Source organism: Streptococcus sp. WB01_FAA12 (genome assembly GCF_012843315.1).
Lineage (GTDB): Bacteria > Bacillota > Bacilli > Lactobacillales > Streptococcaceae > Streptococcus.
On record NZ_JABAEX010000002.1, the window covers coordinates 104,602 to 123,577 of the forward strand.

The 18,976-nt window shown below is 42.6% G+C and carries 16 protein-coding genes and 1 pseudogene; 14 read left to right on the forward strand and 3 right to left on the reverse strand.

Annotated features, from left to right (window positions below):
• The 4 genes from HF881_RS04830 (at position 1) to HF881_RS04845 (ending at position 5,991) form a co-directional block, all read left to right on the forward strand.
• The gene (locus tag HF881_RS04830; protein ID WP_169446672.1) at positions 1-741 is read left to right on the forward strand and encodes a DeoR/GlpR family DNA-binding transcription regulator; all 741 of its coding nucleotides are present in this window, start codon (positions 1-3) and stop codon (positions 739-741) included.
• Positions 738-1,649, forward strand: coding sequence for a 1-phosphofructokinase (gene pfkB, locus HF881_RS04835; protein ID WP_169446673.1), 912 nt, complete (start codon positions 738-740; stop codon positions 1,647-1,649). The genes HF881_RS04830 and pfkB overlap by 4 nt, the downstream gene beginning before the upstream one ends.
• The gene (locus tag HF881_RS04840; protein ID WP_169446674.1) at positions 1,646-3,598 is read left to right on the forward strand and encodes a fructose-specific PTS transporter subunit EIIC; all 1,953 of its coding nucleotides are present in this window, start codon (positions 1,646-1,648) and stop codon (positions 3,596-3,598) included. Before pfkB ends, HF881_RS04840 begins: the two co-directional genes overlap by 4 nt.
• Before the next feature lie 86 nt (positions 3,599-3,684).
• Positions 3,685-5,991, forward strand: coding sequence for a DNA translocase FtsK (locus HF881_RS04845; RefSeq protein WP_169446675.1), 2,307 nt, complete (start codon positions 3,685-3,687; stop codon positions 5,989-5,991).
• Between the two features lie 44 nt (positions 5,992-6,035).
• Here the strand turns inward: HF881_RS04845 and HF881_RS04850 are convergent, their stop codons facing one another.
• Positions 6,036-6,461 carry a DUF6556 family protein gene (locus HF881_RS04850; protein ID WP_169446676.1) on the reverse strand — a complete coding sequence of 142 codons (426 nt, stop codon included), beginning with the start codon at positions 6,459-6,461 and terminating at the stop codon, positions 6,036-6,038.
• A 137-nt stretch (positions 6,462-6,598) separates the two neighbouring features.
• On the opposite strand from HF881_RS04850, the gene HF881_RS04855 reads away from it, so the two are divergent.
• From HF881_RS04855 to HF881_RS04900, 10 genes and pseudogenes are all read left to right on the forward strand, one after another.
• Entirely contained in the window at positions 6,599-7,741 is a 1,143-nt protein-coding gene (locus tag HF881_RS04855) for a cysteine desulfurase family protein (RefSeq protein WP_169446677.1), read from the forward strand.
• Positions 7,742-7,749: 8 nt separating this feature from the next.
• Positions 7,750-8,964, forward strand: a complete 1,215-nt coding sequence (gene thiI, locus HF881_RS04860) for a tRNA uracil 4-sulfurtransferase ThiI (protein WP_169446678.1) — start codon at positions 7,750-7,752, stop codon at positions 8,962-8,964.
• Between the two features lie 136 nt (positions 8,965-9,100).
• Positions 9,101-9,925, forward strand: a complete 825-nt coding sequence (locus HF881_RS04865; protein ID WP_125847156.1) for an alpha/beta hydrolase — start codon at positions 9,101-9,103, stop codon at positions 9,923-9,925.
• A gap of 20 nt (positions 9,926-9,945) precedes the next feature.
• Positions 9,946-10,686, forward strand: a complete 741-nt coding sequence (locus tag HF881_RS04870; protein ID WP_125847158.1) for an esterase family protein — start codon at positions 9,946-9,948, stop codon at positions 10,684-10,686.
• Between the two features lie 12 nt (positions 10,687-10,698).
• Positions 10,699-11,865, forward strand: a complete 1,167-nt coding sequence (locus HF881_RS04875) for an ATP-grasp domain-containing protein (protein WP_169446679.1) — start codon at positions 10,699-10,701, stop codon at positions 11,863-11,865.
• A 157-nt stretch (positions 11,866-12,022) separates the two neighbouring features.
• Positions 12,023-12,892: an aquaglyceroporin Gla gene (gla, locus tag HF881_RS04880; protein ID WP_169446680.1), complete on the forward strand. Its 870-nt coding sequence runs from the start codon at positions 12,023-12,025 to the stop codon at positions 12,890-12,892.
• A gap of 123 nt (positions 12,893-13,015) precedes the next feature.
• A complete protein-coding gene (locus HF881_RS04885; RefSeq protein ID WP_169446681.1) occupies positions 13,016-13,741 on the forward strand; it encodes a CppA N-terminal domain-containing protein in 726 nt (241 codons plus the stop codon).
• Positions 13,738-14,673 (forward strand): serine hydrolase domain-containing protein, encoded by a 936-nt coding sequence (locus HF881_RS04890; RefSeq protein WP_169446682.1) that lies wholly within the window; start codon positions 13,738-13,740, stop codon positions 14,671-14,673. Before HF881_RS04885 ends, HF881_RS04890 begins: the two co-directional genes overlap by 4 nt.
• Before the next feature lie 9 nt (positions 14,674-14,682).
• Positions 14,683-15,596: pseudogene (locus tag HF881_RS04895) on the forward strand (DMT family transporter).
• A 144-nt stretch (positions 15,597-15,740) separates the two neighbouring features.
• Positions 15,741-16,499 (forward strand): CPBP family intramembrane glutamic endopeptidase, encoded by a 759-nt coding sequence (locus HF881_RS04900; RefSeq protein WP_169446683.1) that lies wholly within the window; start codon positions 15,741-15,743, stop codon positions 16,497-16,499.
• A 48-nt stretch (positions 16,500-16,547) separates the two neighbouring features.
• Here the strand turns inward: HF881_RS04900 and HF881_RS04905 are convergent, their stop codons facing one another.
• Both HF881_RS04905 and rsmG read right to left on the reverse strand, forming a co-directional pair.
• Positions 16,548-17,831, reverse strand: a complete 1,284-nt coding sequence (locus HF881_RS04905; protein ID WP_165941791.1) for a solute carrier family 23 protein — start codon at positions 17,829-17,831, stop codon at positions 16,548-16,550.
• A gap of 359 nt (positions 17,832-18,190) precedes the next feature.
• Complete coding sequence (gene rsmG / locus HF881_RS04910; protein ID WP_169446684.1) at positions 18,191-18,904, reverse strand: 16S rRNA (guanine(527)-N(7))-methyltransferase RsmG; 714 nt, start codon at positions 18,902-18,904, stop codon at positions 18,191-18,193.
• Positions 18,905-18,976 lie beyond the last annotated feature (72 nt).

Genomic DNA, 18,976 nt, shown 5'->3' on the forward strand with positions numbered 1-18,976 from the left:
GTGTTAAAAACTGAGCGAAAGCAACTGATTTTAGAGGAGTTAAATCAACATCATGTAGTTTCTCTTGAAAAATTGGTTAGTCTATTAGAAACTTCAGAATCAACGGTTCGAAGAGATTTGGATGAGTTGGAGGCGGAAAACAAGCTTCGCCGTGTGCATGGTGGAGCAGAATTACCTCACTCCTTGCAGGAAGAAGAAACCATTCAAGAAAAATCTGTCAAAAACCTTCAAGAGAAGAAGTTACTTGCTCAAAAAGCAGCCTCTCTTATTAAGGAACAAGATGTTATCTTTATTGATGCTGGAACGACAACTGCTTTTTTAATCAAGGAATTGGTTAATAAGAATATCACAGTTGTGACCAACTCCATTCACCATGCGGTTCAGTTGGTTGAAAAACAGATTCCAACTGTCATGGTTGGAGGAAGTGTCAAGATGGCAACAGATGCATGTATCGGTGGTGTTGCTCTTAATCAAATCAATCAATTGCACTTTGACCGTGCCTTTATTGGGATGAATGGTGTAGACGATGGTTATTATACGACTCCTGATATGGAGGAGGGGGCTGTGAAACGTGCTATTTTGGAGAATGCCAAACAGACTTACGTCTTGGTGGATTCGTCAAAAATTGGACAAACTTGCTTTGCCAAGGTAGCACCACTTAAACGCGCTATTGTCATCACAAGTCAAGGGCATGAGCTCTTGCAAGCTATTAAGAAGAAAACGGAGGTATTAGAAGTATGATTTATACAGTCACACTCAATCCGTCTATTGACTATATCGTTCGCTTGGACCAAGTTCAAGTTGGTAGTGTCAATCGTATGGACAGTGATGATAAGTTTGCTGGTGGGAAAGGAATCAATGTCAGTCGTGTTTTGAAACGCTTGGATATTCCAAATACAGCGACTGGATTTATCGGAGGCTTTACTGGTAAATTTATCACAGATACTCTGGCAGAGGAAGAAATCGAAACTCGATTTGTTCAAGTGGCAGAAGATACTCGCATCAATGTCAAGATTAAAGCAGATCAAGAAACAGAAATCAACGGAACAGGTCCAAATGTTGAACTCGAACAACTTGAAGAGTTAAAAGCCATTCTTTCAAGTCTGACAGCAGAAGACACGGTTGTATTTGCGGGATCGAGTGTTAAGAATCTAGGGAATGTTATCTACAAGGAACTGATTGCCTTGACCCGTCAGACTGGTGCGCAAGTGGTCTGTGACTTTGAAGGACAGACCTTGATTGATAGTTTAGACTACCAGCCTCTTTTGGTTAAACCAAACAATCACGAGCTTGGAGCTATCTTTGGAGTGAAACTCGAAAGTTTAGATGAAATCGAGAAATATGCTCGTGAGTTACTAGCTAAAGGTGCTCAAAATGTCATCATCTCTATGGCTGGGGACGGTGCACTTCTTGTCACATCTGAGGGAGCTTACTTCGCAAAACCTATCAAGGGAACAGTCAAAAATTCAGTTGGTGCTGGTGACTCTATGGTTGCTGGATTTACAGGTGAATTTGTCAAATCTAAAGATGCAGTAGAAGCCTTCAAATGGGGAGTGGCTTGCGGAACGGCAACTACCTTCTCGGATGACTTGGCAACAGCGGAATTTATTAAAGAAACATATGAAAAAGTTGAGGTAGAAAAACGATGAAAATTCAAGACCTATTGAGAAAAGACGTCATGTTGCTGGATTTGCAGGCAACTGAAAAAACAGCTGTCATTGAAGAGATGATTAAAAGCCTGGTAGATCACGGTTATGTGACAGATTTTGAAACCTTTAAAGAAGGAATTTTAGCGCGTGAAGCTCTCACTTCCACTGGTTTGGGTGATGGAATTGCTATGCCCCACAGTAAAAACTCTGCGGTCAAAGAAGCAACAGTTCTCTTTGCTAAGTCAAACAAGGGTGTTGACTATGAGAGTTTGGATGGGCAACCAACCGACCTCTTCTTCATGATTGCGGCTCCAGAAGGTGCCAATGATACTCACTTGGCAGCCTTGGCAGAATTGTCTCAATACTTGATGAAAGACGGTTTTGCTGACAAACTTCGCCAAGTAACATCTGCAGACCAAGTTATCGAACTTTTTGACCAAGCTTCAGAAAAAGCTGAGGAGCCTGTTCAAGCACCTGCCAATGAATCTGGCGACTTTATCGTTGCTGTTACAGCTTGTACGACAGGTATTGCCCACACTTACATGGCCCAAGAAGCCCTTCAAAAAGTGGCTGCTGAAATGGGTGTTGGTATCAAGGTTGAAACCAATGGTGCCAGCGGAGTCGGTAACCAACTAACTGCAGAAGATATCCGTAAGGCTAAAGCTGTTATCATCGCAGCAGATAAGGCAGTAGAAATGGATCGTTTCGATGGCAAACCATTGATCAATCGTCCAGTTGCAGACGGTATCCGTAAGACAGAAGAGTTGATTAACTTGGCTCTTTCAGGAGATGCTGAAATCTACCGTGCTACTAATGGAGAAAAAGCTGCAACAGCATCTAATGAAAAACAAAGTATCGGTGGTGCCTTCTACAAACACTTGATGAGTGGTGTATCACAAATGTTGCCATTCGTTATCGGTGGTGGTATCATGATTGCCCTTGCTTTCTTGATCGACGGAGCTTTTGGTGTGCCACAGGATAGTCTTGGCAATCTCGGATCCTACCATGAGCTAGCTTCTATGTTCATGAAAATCGGTGGCGCTGCCTTTGGCTTGATGCTTCCAGTTTTTGCAGGATACGTAGCCTACTCTATCGCTGAAAAACCAGGTTTGGTAGCAGGTTTTGTGGCTGGTGCTATTGCTAAAGAAGGTTTTGCATTTGGTAAAATCCCTTATGCAGCAGGTGGTGAAGCAACTTCAACTCTTGCAGGTGTATCATCTGGTTTCCTAGGTGCCCTTGTTGGTGGATTTATCGCAGGTGCCTTGGTTCTTGCCATCAAGAAATACGTTAAAGTTCCTCGTTCACTTGAAGGTGCTAAGTCTATCCTACTCTTGCCACTTCTTGGAACAATTTTGACAGAATTTGTTATGTTAGCTGTTAACATTCCAATGGCAGCAATCAACACTGCTATGAATGATTTCCTTGGCGGTCTTGGAGGAGGCTCAGCTGTCCTTCTCGGTATAGTTCTTGGTGGAATGATGGCTGTTGATATGGGTGGACCTGTCAATAAAGCAGCCTATGTCTTTGGTACAGGTACGCTTGCAGCGACTGTTTCCTCAGGTGGTTCTGTAGCCATGGCAGCAGTTATGGCGGGAGGAATGGTTCCACCACTTGCTATCTTTGTCGCAACCCTTCTTTTCAAAGATAAATTTACTAAAGAAGAGCGTAACTCTGGTTTGACAAACATCATCATGGGCTTGTCATTTATCACTGAGGGAGCAATTCCATTTGGTGCAGCTGACCCAGCTCGTGCTATCCCAAGCTTCATCCTTGGTTCTGCGGTGGCAGGCGGACTCGTTGGTCTTGCTGGAATCAAACTCATGGCACCACACGGAGGAATCTTCGTTATCGCCCTAACTTCAAATGCCCTACTTTACCTAGTCTTTGTCTTGATTGGAGCAATCGTAAGTGGTGTGATTTATGGTTACCTACGTAAACCACAAGCATAAAAAGGATTAGAATAGAAAGATTGTTACCATTTGGTGCAATCTTTTTCTCTATTCGAAATAGCTGTGAAATATGGTATAATAAAAGAATGGCAAACAAGAATACTACAAAAACAAGACGGAGACCGTCTAAAGCAGAACTCGAAAGAAAACAGGCTATCCAGAGGATGTTTATTTCCTTAGGGATTGCCTTATTATTGATTTTTGCAGCCCTCAAGCTCGGTGCGGCGGGTATCACCCTTTACAATCTCATTCGACTGGTGGTCGGAAGTTTGGCCTATGTGGCCATTGGTGCCCTCCTCGTCTATCTTTTTCTTTTTAAATGGATACGCAAGCAAGAGGGGCTTCTGTCAGGATTTCTCTGTATCTTCGCTGGCTTGCTCTTGATTTTTGAGGCCTATCTTGTCTGGAAGTTTGGTTTGGAGCAGTCAGTTCTAAAAGGGACCTTGGCTCAAGTTATGACGGATCTGACTGGTATCCGGGTGACTAGCTTTGCTGGTGGGGGTCTGCTAGGTGTTGGACTTTATATCCCCATTGCCTTTCTTTTCTCAAATATCGGATCGTACTTTATTGGAGTTCTCTTGATTCTAGTTGGGGCACTCTTGGTCAGTCCTTGGTCTATTTACGATGTTGCAGCCTTTATTGGAGCGAAGTTCAGATCTTTCATGGAAAAACAGGAACTGAGAAAACAGCAACGCTTCATCAAGAGAGAAGAAGAAAAGGCACGTCAAGAAGCTGAAGAAGCTACCAGAATCAAGAGAGAACAAGAAGAGCAGGATGCGCTACCGCTTCCTCCTGTAGATCCTGAAACTGGAGAAATCTTATCAGAAGTACCAGTCTACGATTTCCCACCAATTCCTGAGGAAGAATGGATTGAGCCAGAGATTATCCTTCCTCAAGCTGACTTAGAAGTTCCAGATGTGGAAGAAGACTTTGAGGATGAAGAGGTTCAGGTTGATTTTTCTGCCAAGGAAGCCCTCGAATACAAGCTACCAAGCTTGCAACTCTTTGCGCCAGATAAACCCAAAGATCAGTCCAAGGAAAAGAAGATTGTTCGAGAAAATATCAAAATCCTAGAAGAAACATTTGCCAGCTTTGGTATTAAGGTAACAGTTGAACGGGCTGAAATTGGACCATCAGTGACCAAGTATGAAGTCAAACCAGCAGTTGGTGTACGGGTTAACCGCATTTCCAATCTGGCTGACGACTTAGCGTTAGCTCTGGCGGCCAAGGATGTTCGGATTGAGGCTCCAATACCTGGTAAATCCTTAGTCGGAATTGAGGTTCCTAACTCTGAAATTGCGACCGTTTCCTTCCGTGAACTCTGGGAACAGTCTCAGACTAAACCAGAAAATCTCCTCGAAATTCCTCTAGGTAAGGCTGTCAATGGAACTGCTCGCACCTTTGACCTTTCCAAAATGCCCCACTTACTTGTTGCAGGTTCGACGGGTTCAGGGAAGTCAGTCGCAGTTAACGGTATTATCGCTAGCATTCTGATGAAAGCAAGACCAGACCAGGTCAAGTTTATGATGGTGGATCCAAAGATGGTTGAGTTATCCGTTTACAACGACATTCCTCACCTCTTGATTCCAGTCGTAACCAATCCGCGCAAGGCCAGCAAGGCTCTGCAAAAGGTTGTGGATGAGATGGAAAACCGTTATGAACTCTTTGCTAAGGTTGGTGTGCGAAATATCGCTGGCTACAATGCCAAGGTCGAGGAATTTAATAGCCAATCTGAGTACAAACAAGTACCACTGCCTTTGATTGTTGTCATTGTGGACGAGTTGGCAGACCTCATGATGGTGGCCAGCAAGGAAGTGGAAGATGCCATCATCCGTCTCGGACAGAAGGCACGTGCTGCAGGGATTCACATGATTCTTGCAACGCAGCGTCCATCCGTTGATGTTATCTCTGGTCTCATCAAGGCCAATGTCCCTTCTCGAGTGGCTTTTGCAGTTTCATCGGGCACAGATTCACGAACCATCTTGGATGAGAATGGCGCTGAAAAACTGCTTGGTCGAGGAGACATGCTCTTTAAACCAATTGATGAAAATCACCCAGTCCGTCTGCAAGGATCCTTTATCTCAGATGATGATGTCGAACGAATCGTAAACTTCATCAAGGCTCAGGCAGATGCGGACTACGATGAGAGTTTTGATCCAGGTGAGGTTTCTGAAAATGAAGGAGAATTTTCAGATGGTGAAGCTGGTGGCGATCCGCTTTTTGAAGAAGCTAAGGCTTTGGTTATCGAGACGCAGAAAGCCAGTGCCTCTATGATTCAGCGTCGTTTGTCGGTTGGATTTAACCGTGCGACCCGCCTTATGGAAGAACTCGAAATGGCAGGTGTCATCGGTCCAGCTGAGGGAACCAAACCACGAAAAGTATTGCAACAATAAAAAAATAGCTTCTTTCCAAATCTGGAGGGAAGCTATTTTAGTGGCTACTGGCTCGTTTTAGTTTCAGAGCTCGTCGTATTTGACTGTGTTCCGTTATCACTTGTTTCTTTATTTGTAGCAGGTGTAGAAGAGTCCTGAGTTGTTGTTTTCTGTTCTTCTTTTTTCTCCTCTTTCTTGTTGGATTGAGAAGTTTCTTCTTGTGGGCTATTTTCTTTAGTAGAAGTGTTGTCCTTGTTAGGTGTAGTATTTTCCTGAGGGGATTCCTTTTGAATTTCCTTGACAACAGTTGTTTGGGTTGTCGTTGGTTCTTTTTTGTTGTTTTTATTATTATCCATAGCGTTCATAATGGTGATACTAGCAGTTATCAGACCAAGGATACTACCGATGGTAGCAATCGTTTTTTGAAAGACAGTGAATCCCTTTTTGATGTGTTCTGTTTTTGGTTTTGAAGTTCTACGATAGTTAGACATGATACTCTCCTTTGATTATGATTTATTATACCTCATTTCTTTAAAAAAATCTTAAAAAAAGAGAAACTTCCCTTTCTTGTCGCAGGTCTCTTTTCGTGATACAATAGAGGGAGTGATTTTAGAAAGCGTGAGAAAATATGATCTACTTTGATAATTCGGCGACAACTAAGCCTTATCCTGAAGCTCTAGAGACCTATATGCAGGTCGCTTCGAAAATTGTAGGAAATCCTTCTAGCCTCCATCGTTTGGGAGACCAGGCAACACGAATCTTAGATGCTTCCCGTCAGCAAATTGCAGATTTGATTGGTAAGAAAAGTGATGAAATCTTCTTTACATCTGGTGGAACAGAAGGGGATAACTGGGTCATCAAAGGTGTGGCCTTTGAAAAAGCCCAGTTTGGCAAGCACATCATCGTATCAGCCATTGAACATCCAGCAGTTAAGGAATCAGCCCTCTGGCTGAAAAGTCAAGGTTTTGAGGTGGATTTTGCTCCAGTTGATGAGAAAGGGTTTGTGGATGTTGAGGCTCTAGGAGCTTTGATACGACCTGACACGACCCTCGTTTCGGTCATGGCAGTTAACAATGAAATCGGCTCTATCCAGCCTATTCAAGCTGTTTCAGAACTTTTAGCTGATAAACCAACCATTTCCTTCCATGTTGATGCGGTTCAGGCACTTGCCAAGATTCCGACTGAAAAGTATCTGACAGAACGGGTGGATTTTGCAACCTTCTCAAGTCATAAGTTTCATGGTGTCAGAGGTGTTGGCTTTGTCTATATCAAGTCTGGTAAGAAAATTACGCCTCTGTTGACTGGTGGTGGTCAGGAGCGAGACTATCGTTCGACAACTGAAAATGTGGCAGGGATTGCAGCGACAGCCAAGGCCCTCCGTTTGTCTATGGAAAAGTTAGCTATCTTTGCTAGTAAGACAGGACAGATGAAATCAGTTACTCGCCAAGCGCTTCTGGACTATCCAGATATTTTCGTCTTTTCAGATGAGGAAGACTTTGCACCTCATATCCTGACTTTTGGAATCAAAGGTGTTCGTGGTGAAGTCATCGTCCATGCCTTTGAAGACTACGATATTTTCATTTCAACGACCTCTGCTTGTTCTTCCAAGGCTGGAAAACCTGCAGGCACCTTGATTGCAATGGGAGTAGATAAAGATAAGGCCCAGTCAGCTGTGCGTTTAAGCCTAGACCTTGAAAATGATATGAGTCAGGTCGAGCAATTCTTGACCAAGCTAAAATTAATTTACAATCAAACTAGAAAAGTAAGATAGGAGCATTTATGCAGTATTCAGAAATTATGATTCGCTACGGAGAGTTGTCAACCAAGGGCAAAAATCGTATGCGGTTCATCAATAAACTTCGCAATAACATTTCAGACGTTTTGTCCATCTATCCCCAAGTTAAGGTAACCGCTGATCGCGACCGTGCCCACGTTTACCTCAATGGAGCCGATTACACAGCAGTTGCAGAATCACTTAAACAAGTCTTCGGGATTCAAAACTTTTCTCCCGTTTATAAGGTCGAAAAATCTGTTGCGACGCTTAAGGCTGCTGTCCAAGAGATTATGCAGGACATCTACAAGGAAGGCATGACCTTTAAGATTTCTAGTAAGCGTAGCGACCACAACTTTGAACTCGACAGCCGTGAACTCAACCAAACGCTTGGTGGAGCTGTTTTCGACGTAATTCCTACTATTCAAGCCCAGATGAAAAATCCTGATATCACTCTTCAAGTGGAGATTCGTGAGGAAGCTGCCTATCTTTCCTATGAGACCATTCGTGGAGCAGGTGGTTTACCAGTGGGTACTTCTGGTAAGGGGATGCTCATGTTGTCAGGAGGGATTGACTCACCTGTAGCAGGTTATCTAGCTCTTAAACGTGGGGTAGATATTGAGGCCGTTCACTTTGCTAGCCCACCATATACTAGCCCTGGCGCTCTCAAAAAAGCCCAAGATTTGACCCGTAAATTGACCAAGTTTGGTGGCAATATCCAGTTTATCGAAGTGCCTTTTACTGAGATTCAAGAAGAAATCAAGGCCAAGGCGCCAGAAGCCTACCTCATGACCTTGACGCGTCGCTTTATGATGCGGATTACTGACCGTATCCGTGAGGTGAGAAAGGGTCTGGTCATTATCAATGGGGAGAGTCTAGGTCAAGTAGCGAGCCAGACCTTGGAAAGTATGCAGGCTATCAACGCTGTGACCAACACTCCCATCATTCGTCCCGTGGTTACTATGGACAAGTTGGAAATCATTGACATCGCGCAGGAAATCGATACCTTTGAAATTTCAATCCAGCCTTTTGAAGATTGCTGTACTATTTTTGCACCTGACCGTCCTAAGACCAATCCTAAGATAGAGAATGCAGAGCAGTATGAAAAACGCATGGATGTTGAAGGCTTGGTTGAGCGAGCAGTGGCTGGTATCATGATCACTGAGATTACACCTCAGGCTGAAAAAGATGCTGTCGATGAGTTAATTGACAATCTCCTCTAATCAGAAAATCCAGAAGAATTCAGAAAAACAAATGAAAAAAGTTAGTTATTTATCCTTTAAATGGACATTAACTGACTTTTTTTCTATTTTTATGGTATAATAAGATAAAATTTTGAATATAGAGAGTTTTCTGACAATGAATCATTCCTACTTTTACTTAAAAATGAAAGAACACAAACTCAAGGTTCCTTATACAGGAAAAGAGCGTCGAGTGCGTGTTCTCCTGCCTAAGGACTACGAGAAAGACACAGACCGTTTTTACCCTGTTGTTTACTTTCACGATGGGCAAAATGTCTTTTACAGCAAGGAGTCCTATATCGGACACTCTTGGAAGATTATTCCAGCCATTAAGCGAAATCCGGATATCAGTCGCATGATTGTTGTAGCCATTGACAATGATGGTATGGGACGGATGAATGAGTACGCAGCTTGGAAGTTTCAAGAATCTCCTATTCCAGGGCAGCAGTTTGGCGGTAAAGGTGTGGAGTATTCCGAGTTTGTCATGGAGGTGATCAAGCCTTTTATCGATGAGACCTACCGTACCAAAGCTGACCGCCAGCATACGGTCATGATTGGATCGTCATTAGGAGGCAATATTACCCAGTTTATCGGACTGGAATACCAAGACCGAATTGGTTGTCTGGGTGTCTTTTCATCTGCCAACTGGCTCCACCAAGAAGCCTTTAACCGCTACATCGAGCGTAAGAAACTGTCGCCTGAACAGCGCATTTTCATCTATGTAGGAACAGAAGAAGCAGACGATACGGACAAGACCCTGATGGCTGGCAATATCAAACAAGCCTATATCGACTCGTCGCTTCGCTATTACCATGATTTGATTGCAGGTGGAGTAGACTTGGATAATCTTGTTTTGAAAGTTCAGTCTGGTGCCATCCATAGTGAAATACCTTGGTCGGAAAATTTACCAGACTGTCTCCGATTTTTTGCAGAGAAATGGTAAGTTAAGAAAGGAGAAAGCCAATGCATATTGAAAACCTCAGCCACTGGAGTGGCAATCTTAATCGTGAAATGTATCTCAACCGTTATGGGCATGCTGGGATTCCAGTTGTGGTTTTTGCTTCATCTGGTGGCAGTCACAATGAATACTATGATTTTGGTATGATTGATGCCTGTGCTTCCTTTATCGAAGAAGGTCGTGTTCAATTCTTTACTCTCTCCAGCGTTGACAGTGAGAGCTGGTTGGCCACTTGGAAAAATAATCATGACCAAGCGGAGATGCATCGAGCTTACGAACGCTATGTGATTGAGGAGGCCATTCCTTTTATCAAGCATAAGACAGGTTGGTTTGATGGCATGATGACTACGGGTTGCTCGATGGGGGCTTACCATGCACTCAATTTCTTCCTCCAGCATCCAGATGTCTTTACCAAGGTGATTGCTCTCAGCGGTGTTTACGACGCGCGTTTCTTTGTCGGCGATTACTACAATGACGATGCCATTTATCAAAACTCGCCAGTAGATTATATCTGGAATCAGAATGACGGCTGGTTTATCGATCGTTACCGTCAGGCGGAGATTGTCGTTTGTACGGGCCTCGGTGCCTGGGAACAAGATGGTCTACCATCTTTCTACAAGCTTAAAGAAGCCTTTGACCAGAAACAAATTCCAGCCTGGTTTGCTGAATGGGGACACGATGTCGCCCACGACTGGGAATGGTGGCGTAAACAAATGCCCTATTTTCTTGGACACCTGTATCTATAAAAGGAGTTGCCTATGAATTACCTTGTTATTTCTCCCTACTATCCGCAAAACTTTCAACAGTTTACAATCGAGTTAGCTAATAAAGGCATCACAGTCTTGGGAATTGGTCAGGAGCCTTACGAACAACTAGATGAGCCTTTGCGCAATAGCCTAACTGAGTATTTCCGTGTGGACAATCTTGAGAATATAGACGAAGTCAAGCGTGCTGTTGCCTTTCTTTTCTACAAGCATGGTCCTATCGATCGAATCGAGTCACACAATGAATACTGGCTTGAGCTAGACGCAGCACTTAGAGAACAATTCAATGTCTTTGGTGCCAAACCCGAGGATCTCAAAAAGACGAAATATAAGTCTGAAATGAAGAAACGTTTCAAAAAAGCAGGTGTCCCTGTGGTACCTGGAGCTGTTATCCAGACGGAAGCAGATGTGGATAAAGCAGTGAAAGAAATCGGTCTACCAATGATTGCCAAACCTGATAACGGAGTGGGAGCGGCAGCAACCTTTAAGCTTGAGACAGAAGAAGATGTAAATCACTTCAAGGCTGAATGGGACCATTCTACCGTTTATTTCTTTGAAAAATTTGTCACTTCTAGCGAAATCTGTACCTTTGACGGACTTGTGGACAAGAATGGCAACATCGTCTTTTCAACGACTTTCGATTATGCCCATACACCACTTGATCTGATCATTTATAAGATGGACAATTCCTACTATGTGCTTAAGGATATGGATCCCAAACTACGCAAGTATGGTGAGGCCATAGTCAAAGAATTTGGCATGAAGGAGCGTTTTTTCCATATCGAATTCTTCCGTGAGGGAGCTGACTATATCGCCATTGAGTACAACAATCGTCCTGCAGGTGGTTTTACCATTGATGTTTATAACTTCGCTCACTCCTTGGATCTCTACCGAGGTTATGCAGCTATTGTCGCAGGTGAGGAGTTTCCAACATCAGAGTTTGAACCTCAATACTGTCTAGCTACATCACGTCGTGCTAATGCTAACTATGTTTATTCAGAAGAGGACCTTCTTGCCAAATACAGCCAGCAATTCAAGGTCAAAAAAATCATGCCAGCAGCCTTTGCAGAGCTACAAGGGGATTACCTTTATATGTTGATAACTCCAAGCCGTCAAGAGATGGAGCAGATGATTGCAGATTTTGGTCAACGTCAAGAGTAACGAAAGGGATGAAAGAAGTTTGACTTCTTTTGTCCTTTTCTTAAAGATAAGTTAAATAAAGCGTTTTCCAGATATTCTTTTAGAAAATCGGTTGCTAAAAGGCCTAAAAATTGATAGAATAAGGATTGTCTAAAAAAATTTAAGGAGAATCTATCAAATGGATTTTACATGGGCTATTAAATATGCCACTGAATTTTTGGGAACTGCTATTTTGATCATTCTTGGAAATGGTGCAGTTGCCAACGTTGAACTTAAAGGTACGAAAGGTCACCAAAGTGGCTGGCTCGTTATCGCTGTTGGTTATGGTATGGGGGTTATGATCCCAGCCTTGATGTTCGGTAACGTTTCTGGTAACCACATCAACCCAGCTTTCACTCTTGGACTTGCTGTTAGCGGGCTTTTCTCTTGGGATCAAGTACCGTTTTACATCCTTGCGCAAGTTTTGGGGGCAATTTTTGGTCAAGCTTTGGTTGTAGCGACTCACCGTCCTTACTACTTGAAAACAGAAAACCCAAACAATATCTTGGGTACCTTCTCAACGATTTCAAGCATCGACCACGGTACAAAAGAATCACGTTTCGCAGCAACGGTTAACGGTTTCCTAAATGAGTTTGTAGGTTCATTTGTTCTTTTCTTTGCAGCGCTTGGTTTGACTAAAAACTTCTTCGGTGCTGAGGTTCTTCAATACATGAAACAAATGGCTACTCAAGCTGGTCAAACTGTTGACTTAGGTGAATTGGCAGTAAAAGCTCAAGTAGCACCACACACAGCTGCTGGACTTTCAGTTGCTCACTTGGCACTTGGTTTCCTAGTGATGGCTTTGGTAACTTCACTTGGTGGACCTACTGGACCTGGTTTGAACCCGGCTCGTGACTTCGGACCACGTCTTCTTCACGAACTCCTTCCAAAATCAGTTCTTGGTCAACACAAGGGTGATTCAAAATGGTGGTATGCATGGGTTCCGGTTGTAGCTCCAATTGCAGCAGGTATTGCAGCAGTAGCAGTCTTTAAACTACTTTACCTATAATAAAATGAAACTGGGGAACCCCAGTTTTTTTATCGGAAATTTTTGTAAAAAATTCTAGAATTTAAGTGGAATAGCTTGTAAAAAATCCTAAAATCCTTTAAAATAAAAGAGTTGGAGGAAGCTATGAATGCAAATCAAATGATACAAATTATTCCGACTTTGAAGGTCAATAACCGAAAATTAAATGAAAAATTTTACATTGAAACTCTTGGGATGAAGCCCTTATTAGAAGAATCTGCTTTCCTTTCACTTGGTGACCAATCAGGTATTGAGAAGTTGATTCTCGAAGAGGCTCCCAGTATGCGAACTCGGCGAGTTGAAGGGCTTAAGAAACTAGCTAGACTCATTGTAAAAGTTAAGAATCCTTCTGAAATTGAGTATCTTCTTTCACAGATGGAGTCTCTTCCTCGCCTATTTAAAGGAAGCCGTGGTTATGCTTTTGAGATTGTTTCTCCTGAACAGGATGTGATTCTTGTTCATGCGGAAAATGATATAAGAGATTTGGTTCCACTGGAAACTGTTCCTGAATTTTCTTCAAATACAGGTATAAAATACTTGAGTCAATTTGAAGTTTCCATCGAGGTCCGTCTGCCTGAGGGGACGGAGAGTTTACTTGATCCCGAAGTAGTAGCTAAGGCAATTAGTTTTATTAAAGGGCAAGGGCCAGATTTGGCTGTTGAAAACAACGTTACTTGGGACTTGTCTATGCTGAAATTTTTGGTAAAGGATCTAGATTTAACTAGTCTTCGTCAGAAATTTGAAGGCACAGACTATTTTATTCCAAAGTCTGAAAAATTCTTCCTTGGTAAAGATACCAATAACATCGAATTGTGGTTTGAAGAAGCATGAAGTGGACAAAAATTCTAAGAAAAATAGAAGAACAAATCGAGGCAGGGGTCTATCCCGGGGCCTCTTTTGCGTATTTTAAGGACGGAGAATGGAGAGAATCCTACCTAGGCTTGAGTGATCCTGAGAAAGGATTAAAAACAGAGTTAGGGTTGGTCTACGACCTGGCCAGTGTGAGTAAGGTTGTGGGAGTAGGGACAGTCTTTACCTTCTTGTGGCAGCAAGCCAAATTAGATATTGATCGACCAGTGACGGATTTTTTAGCTGAATGTGATTATCCAGATATCACTATTCGTCAACTCTTGACCCACGCAACAGACCTGGACCCCTTTATTCAAAATCGGGATCTCTTGACAGCCCCTGAATTAAAAGAAGCCATGTTTCATCTGAATAGACGTAGTCAGCCTACTTTTCTATATTCGGATGTTCACTTTTTACTCCTGGGCTTTCTTTTGGAAAAAATCTTTGACCAAGACTTGGATCAGATCATAGAAGAACAAGTTTTGGAACCATGGGGGATGAAGGAAACGATGTTTGGTCCCGTTGAGTTTGCTGTACCAACAGTCAGGGGAGTAGAGGCTGGAATCATTCACGATCCCAAAGCCCGTCTATTAGGGAAGCACGCTGGAAGTGCTGGTTTGTTTTCGACTGTTAAGGATTTACAGATCTTTCTGGAACATTACTTGAAAGATGAGTTTGCTGCAGATTTGAGCCGAAATTTTTCTCCTTTAGATGATAAGGAGCGTTCCCTAGCCTGGAATCTGGAGGGGACCTGGCTCGACCATACGGGCTATACAGGTACCTTCATCATGTGGAATAGAGAGAAACAAGAAGCCGCTATCTTTTTATCCAATCGAACGTATGAGAAGGATGAGCGTGCCCAGTGGATAATCGATCGAAACCAAGTCATGGATATGATTCGTAGGGTAGAGTAGGGAGAAAGCATGTCAAAAGACGTAAAAGGAACGCTATTTACAGTAGTTGCAGGCATTGCTTGGGGCTTGTCTGGAACCAGTGGCCAATACCTGATGGCACACGGAATTTCCGCTTTAGTCTTGACCAATCTGCGGCTCATTATTGCAGGATTGGCTCTGGTTTTTTTAACTTATGCGACTTCAAAGGATAAACTCTATGCTTTTTTAAAAGACAGAAAAAGCCTTTTCTCTCTCTCTTGTTATTTGCCTTGTTTGGACTTTTCTTAAACCAGTTTGCCTATCTTTCTGCCATTCAGGAAACAAATGCTGGAACGGCTACGGTTCTCCAGTATGTATGTCCCGTTGGAATCTTGATTTATACTTGTATCAAGGACAAGGTGGCACCGACTCTGGCTGAGATTATTTCGATTGGTTTAGCAATCGGAGGGACTTTTCTTATCGCGACTCATGGGGAACTTGACCAGTTGTCTGTCACACCTGCTGGTCTTTTCTGGGGACTCTTTTCTGCCTTGACCTATGCCCTTTATATCATTCTTCCTATCACTTTGATTAAGAAATGGGGAAGCATGTTGGTGATTGGTGTGGGCATGGTTATTTCTGGAGTGGTGGCTATTCCCTTCACAGGGGTTTTGCAGGCCAGTATACCGACCAGCTTGGATTTTCTTTTTGCATTTGCTGGCATTATCATCATTGGCACGGTCTTTGCCTATACAGCTTTCCTAAAAGGAGCTAGTATGATAGGCCCTGTTAAGTCCAGTTTATTGGCTTCCATAGAGCCCATCTCTGCTGTTTTCTTTGCCTTTCTGATTATGAAAGAGCAATTCTATGCGATTGATTTTGTCGGTATGGCTATGATTTTACTTGCGGTAGCCATCATTTCTTTGAAAGATTTGTTGATAGAAAACAAACGGAAGGTTGAATGAGAAACTAGTTACTCGTAAAAAGTGGTTGGTTTAAATATCCTATCGAAATATTGATTACGGCTAAGGAATCGGAGTGGAATTTTATAAAATTTTAAGTTTCTTTTCTTACAATAAGCCAATCTTTAACTGCTAGAAGGAGGAGATATGAAAATTTTACAAAGCATTCACCCAACTAAGCCCCTGCGCTACTTGAGATGGTTTGACATTCTGATTATTACAGTTTTAATGTTTGGTCAGTTTATCATTCGGTCAACGGAGCTCTTTTTAGCAAGTATGTTTCCGACAGGTCTTTCAACTACAATGGATACAGCAAGTAATACTGTCGGCGAGGGAGTAGGCTATTTGAGCAACTTCACCTTGCAAGTGATACTTCTTACCTTGGCCTTGCTTTACCTTTTGATTCGGAATTATGATTTCAAACAACTTCCTATTCGTTGGACCTGGTCCCTTCTCTTTTGGGTTCCTTTTATATTTGCCATTGTGGGTTTGTTTGGAGACTTGGTGACGACACTAACTGGTGAATACAATTACTTAAATCCAGCTCTTTTTGCCCACATAGATCCCATGGAAGTTATACGGAAATTCCTAGCGCTTAGTCCGATGGCAATTGCCTATGCCTTGTTAAATGGCTTCTATGAAGAGTTTTTCTTTCTAGGGTTGTTGATCTCAGTGAAAGAAAAGCACAAGTGGCGGGTTTTGTTTTATTCTACCCTCATTCGGATTTCTTTTCACACTTATCAAGGATTGGTGTGGGCACTGGTTATTGGTGTAGTTTATGGTTTATTCTATTATTTTCTATACGAGTATAAGGTTAAAAATCTTTTGCCATTTTTCCTTATGCATGCTCTGGTAGACATGTTTGGTTCTAGCCTCCTGTATCTCTTGATTGCCTGGGGAAGGTAAGAATCAGAAAAATCCACTCAACTGAGTGGATTTTGTCTATATAGATGACTAGTCTTTGTTTTCGTATGGTAAGATCAGGTTTAAGATGATACCTGTCATAGCTGATAGGGCAGTACCTGAAAGGGTAACTGGTCCTACTTTGAGGATGGCTCCACCAAGTCCAAGAACCAACATAGCGCTAGCAATGATGAGGTTACGCATTTGACTGAAATCAACGCGCTCCTTGATCAAGACTTTCAAACCGTTGCTGGCGATAACTCCGTAGAGAAGGATAGACATCCCACCAAGTACAGCACTAGGGATTGTTGAGATCAAGGCAGTGAATTTACCAAGGAAACTAAGGGCGATGGCAATAAAGGCTGCGTTACGAATAACGGAGACAGAAGCGATACGAGTCATACCGATAACTCCTGTATTTTCGCCGTAAGTCGTATTGGCTGGTCCACCGAGGAAAGCAGATACAGATGTTGCAATACCGTCACCAAGAAGAGTACGGTGAAGACCTGGCTCTTTCAGGAACTGACGTCCACAGATTTGGCTTAGGACGGTATGGTCACCGATGTGTTCTGAAATGGTTACGATAGCGATTGGCAAGATGGCGATTGTTTCAGGACCGAAGTAGAGGTTATACTCTTTGAAGGCTCCGCCTGTACTAAATGGTAAGTAGAAACCAGGGATTTCAAACCAGTTAGCTTCTAGGACTGGTGTAAAGTCAACCAAGCCAAGTGTTACTGCGAAGATGTAGCCACCGATGATGGCAAAGAGGAAAGGAATGATACGAAGGAAGCCTTTTCCTTTTGTATTGATAAAAGCAGCGATCAAGAATGTAACAACAGCTACAAGTGCATTTTTCCAGTTTCCATCTGCTACAAGTCCAGCGTTCGTAACAGCTGAATTTGCCAGTCCAAGACCGATAACGATGATCATAGGTCCAATAATGATTGGTGGTAAGAGTTTATCGATCCATTTTGTACCTGCAAAACGAACACTTGCAGCCACAAGGACATAAACCAAACCAGTCAGGATAACCCCTGTTTGAGCAGCCGATACATCGCCACCCATCTCTTTCATAGCTAGAGACATGGCCGTGATAAAGGCGAAGGATGATCCGAGATAGACTGGAACTTTAAAACCAGTCGAAATCATGTAGATGAGTGTCCCAACGCCTGATGCAAAAAGGGCAACAGATACAGGCATTCCCAAAATTAAGGGAACGAGAATGGTTGCACCAAACATGGCAAAAACGTGCTGGAAGCTTAAAAGAATCCCTTTACCAGCTGAAGGACGTTGGTCAACGTCTAGTAACAAATCAATAGTTGATTCTTGTTTCATATAAACCTCACTTTTGGGCATCAAAAAAGAGCCCATTATTTTACAGCAATAGGCTCTCAGAGTAAGACTTCTTTAAAAAAAGATTATTCCATTCTTAAAGAACTTCATATATTTCTGCGTCTTCGTCACCTCACGGGATGACATTAAAAACCTTTGCTTAGGATAGTATAGCAGAAAAAATTCGTTTTGTAAACGAATTTTTCCCGAGCCTAGAAATAAAAGAGCGAGGAATGATTTTGTAAATCATTTTTTCCCGAGCCTAAAAATGTAAGAGCGAGGAATGATTTTGTAAATCATTTTTTCCCGAGCCCAGAAATGCAAGAGCGAGGTTGATTTTGTAAATTTTTTTACTAAAAAAATTAAAGCGGGCGTTTGTTGGGCATGCCAGCCTTTCTTGGGTACTTGTTAGGCGTCTCCTTTTTCTTTTCGACGACAGTGATGTAGCGCGGATCTCCATTTGGCAGAGCATAGCTGAGGTTGTCCTCTACCTTGCTAAAGAGGAGGTTGAGAGCGTTCTTGGCTTCTAGCAATTCCTCGGGCGCATTGCTGGCCTTGAGTGCCAATAGTTTTCCACCGACTTTAAGATAGGGAATGGTCAGTTCAGACAAAACCTGCATGCGAGCAACCGCACGAGCTGTTACTATATCAAACTGGGCGCGGAAGTTCTTGTCTTGGGCAAAATCTTCTGCACGCCCATGGTAGAAGTGAACACCATCCAAATCCAGCTCTTGAGCTAAAAGTTGAAGGAAGTTGATGCGCTTATTGAGCGAATCGATGATGGTCACATCTAACTGAGGATAGAGAATTTTCATTGGGAGACTAGGAAATCCTGCCCCAGCCCCGATATCAAGAAGTTTGATAGTTTCATTTGAAATTAAACCTTGCAGAATGGGTGCAATCGAATCATAAAAATGTTTGAGATAAACTTCTTCTTTATCTGTAATAGCGGTCAGGTTAATCTTTTCATTCCACTCCACCAAGAGTTCAAAATACCGTTCAAATTGTTTCTTTTGCTGGTCAGAAAGTGGAAGATTTTGCTCGGCAAGCAAGCTGTAAAATGTTTCTGGTTTCATAGTAGTTTCCTTCTCTAGTATCATCTTATTTTACCATATTCATTAAAATTTTGATATACTGGTATTAATCTA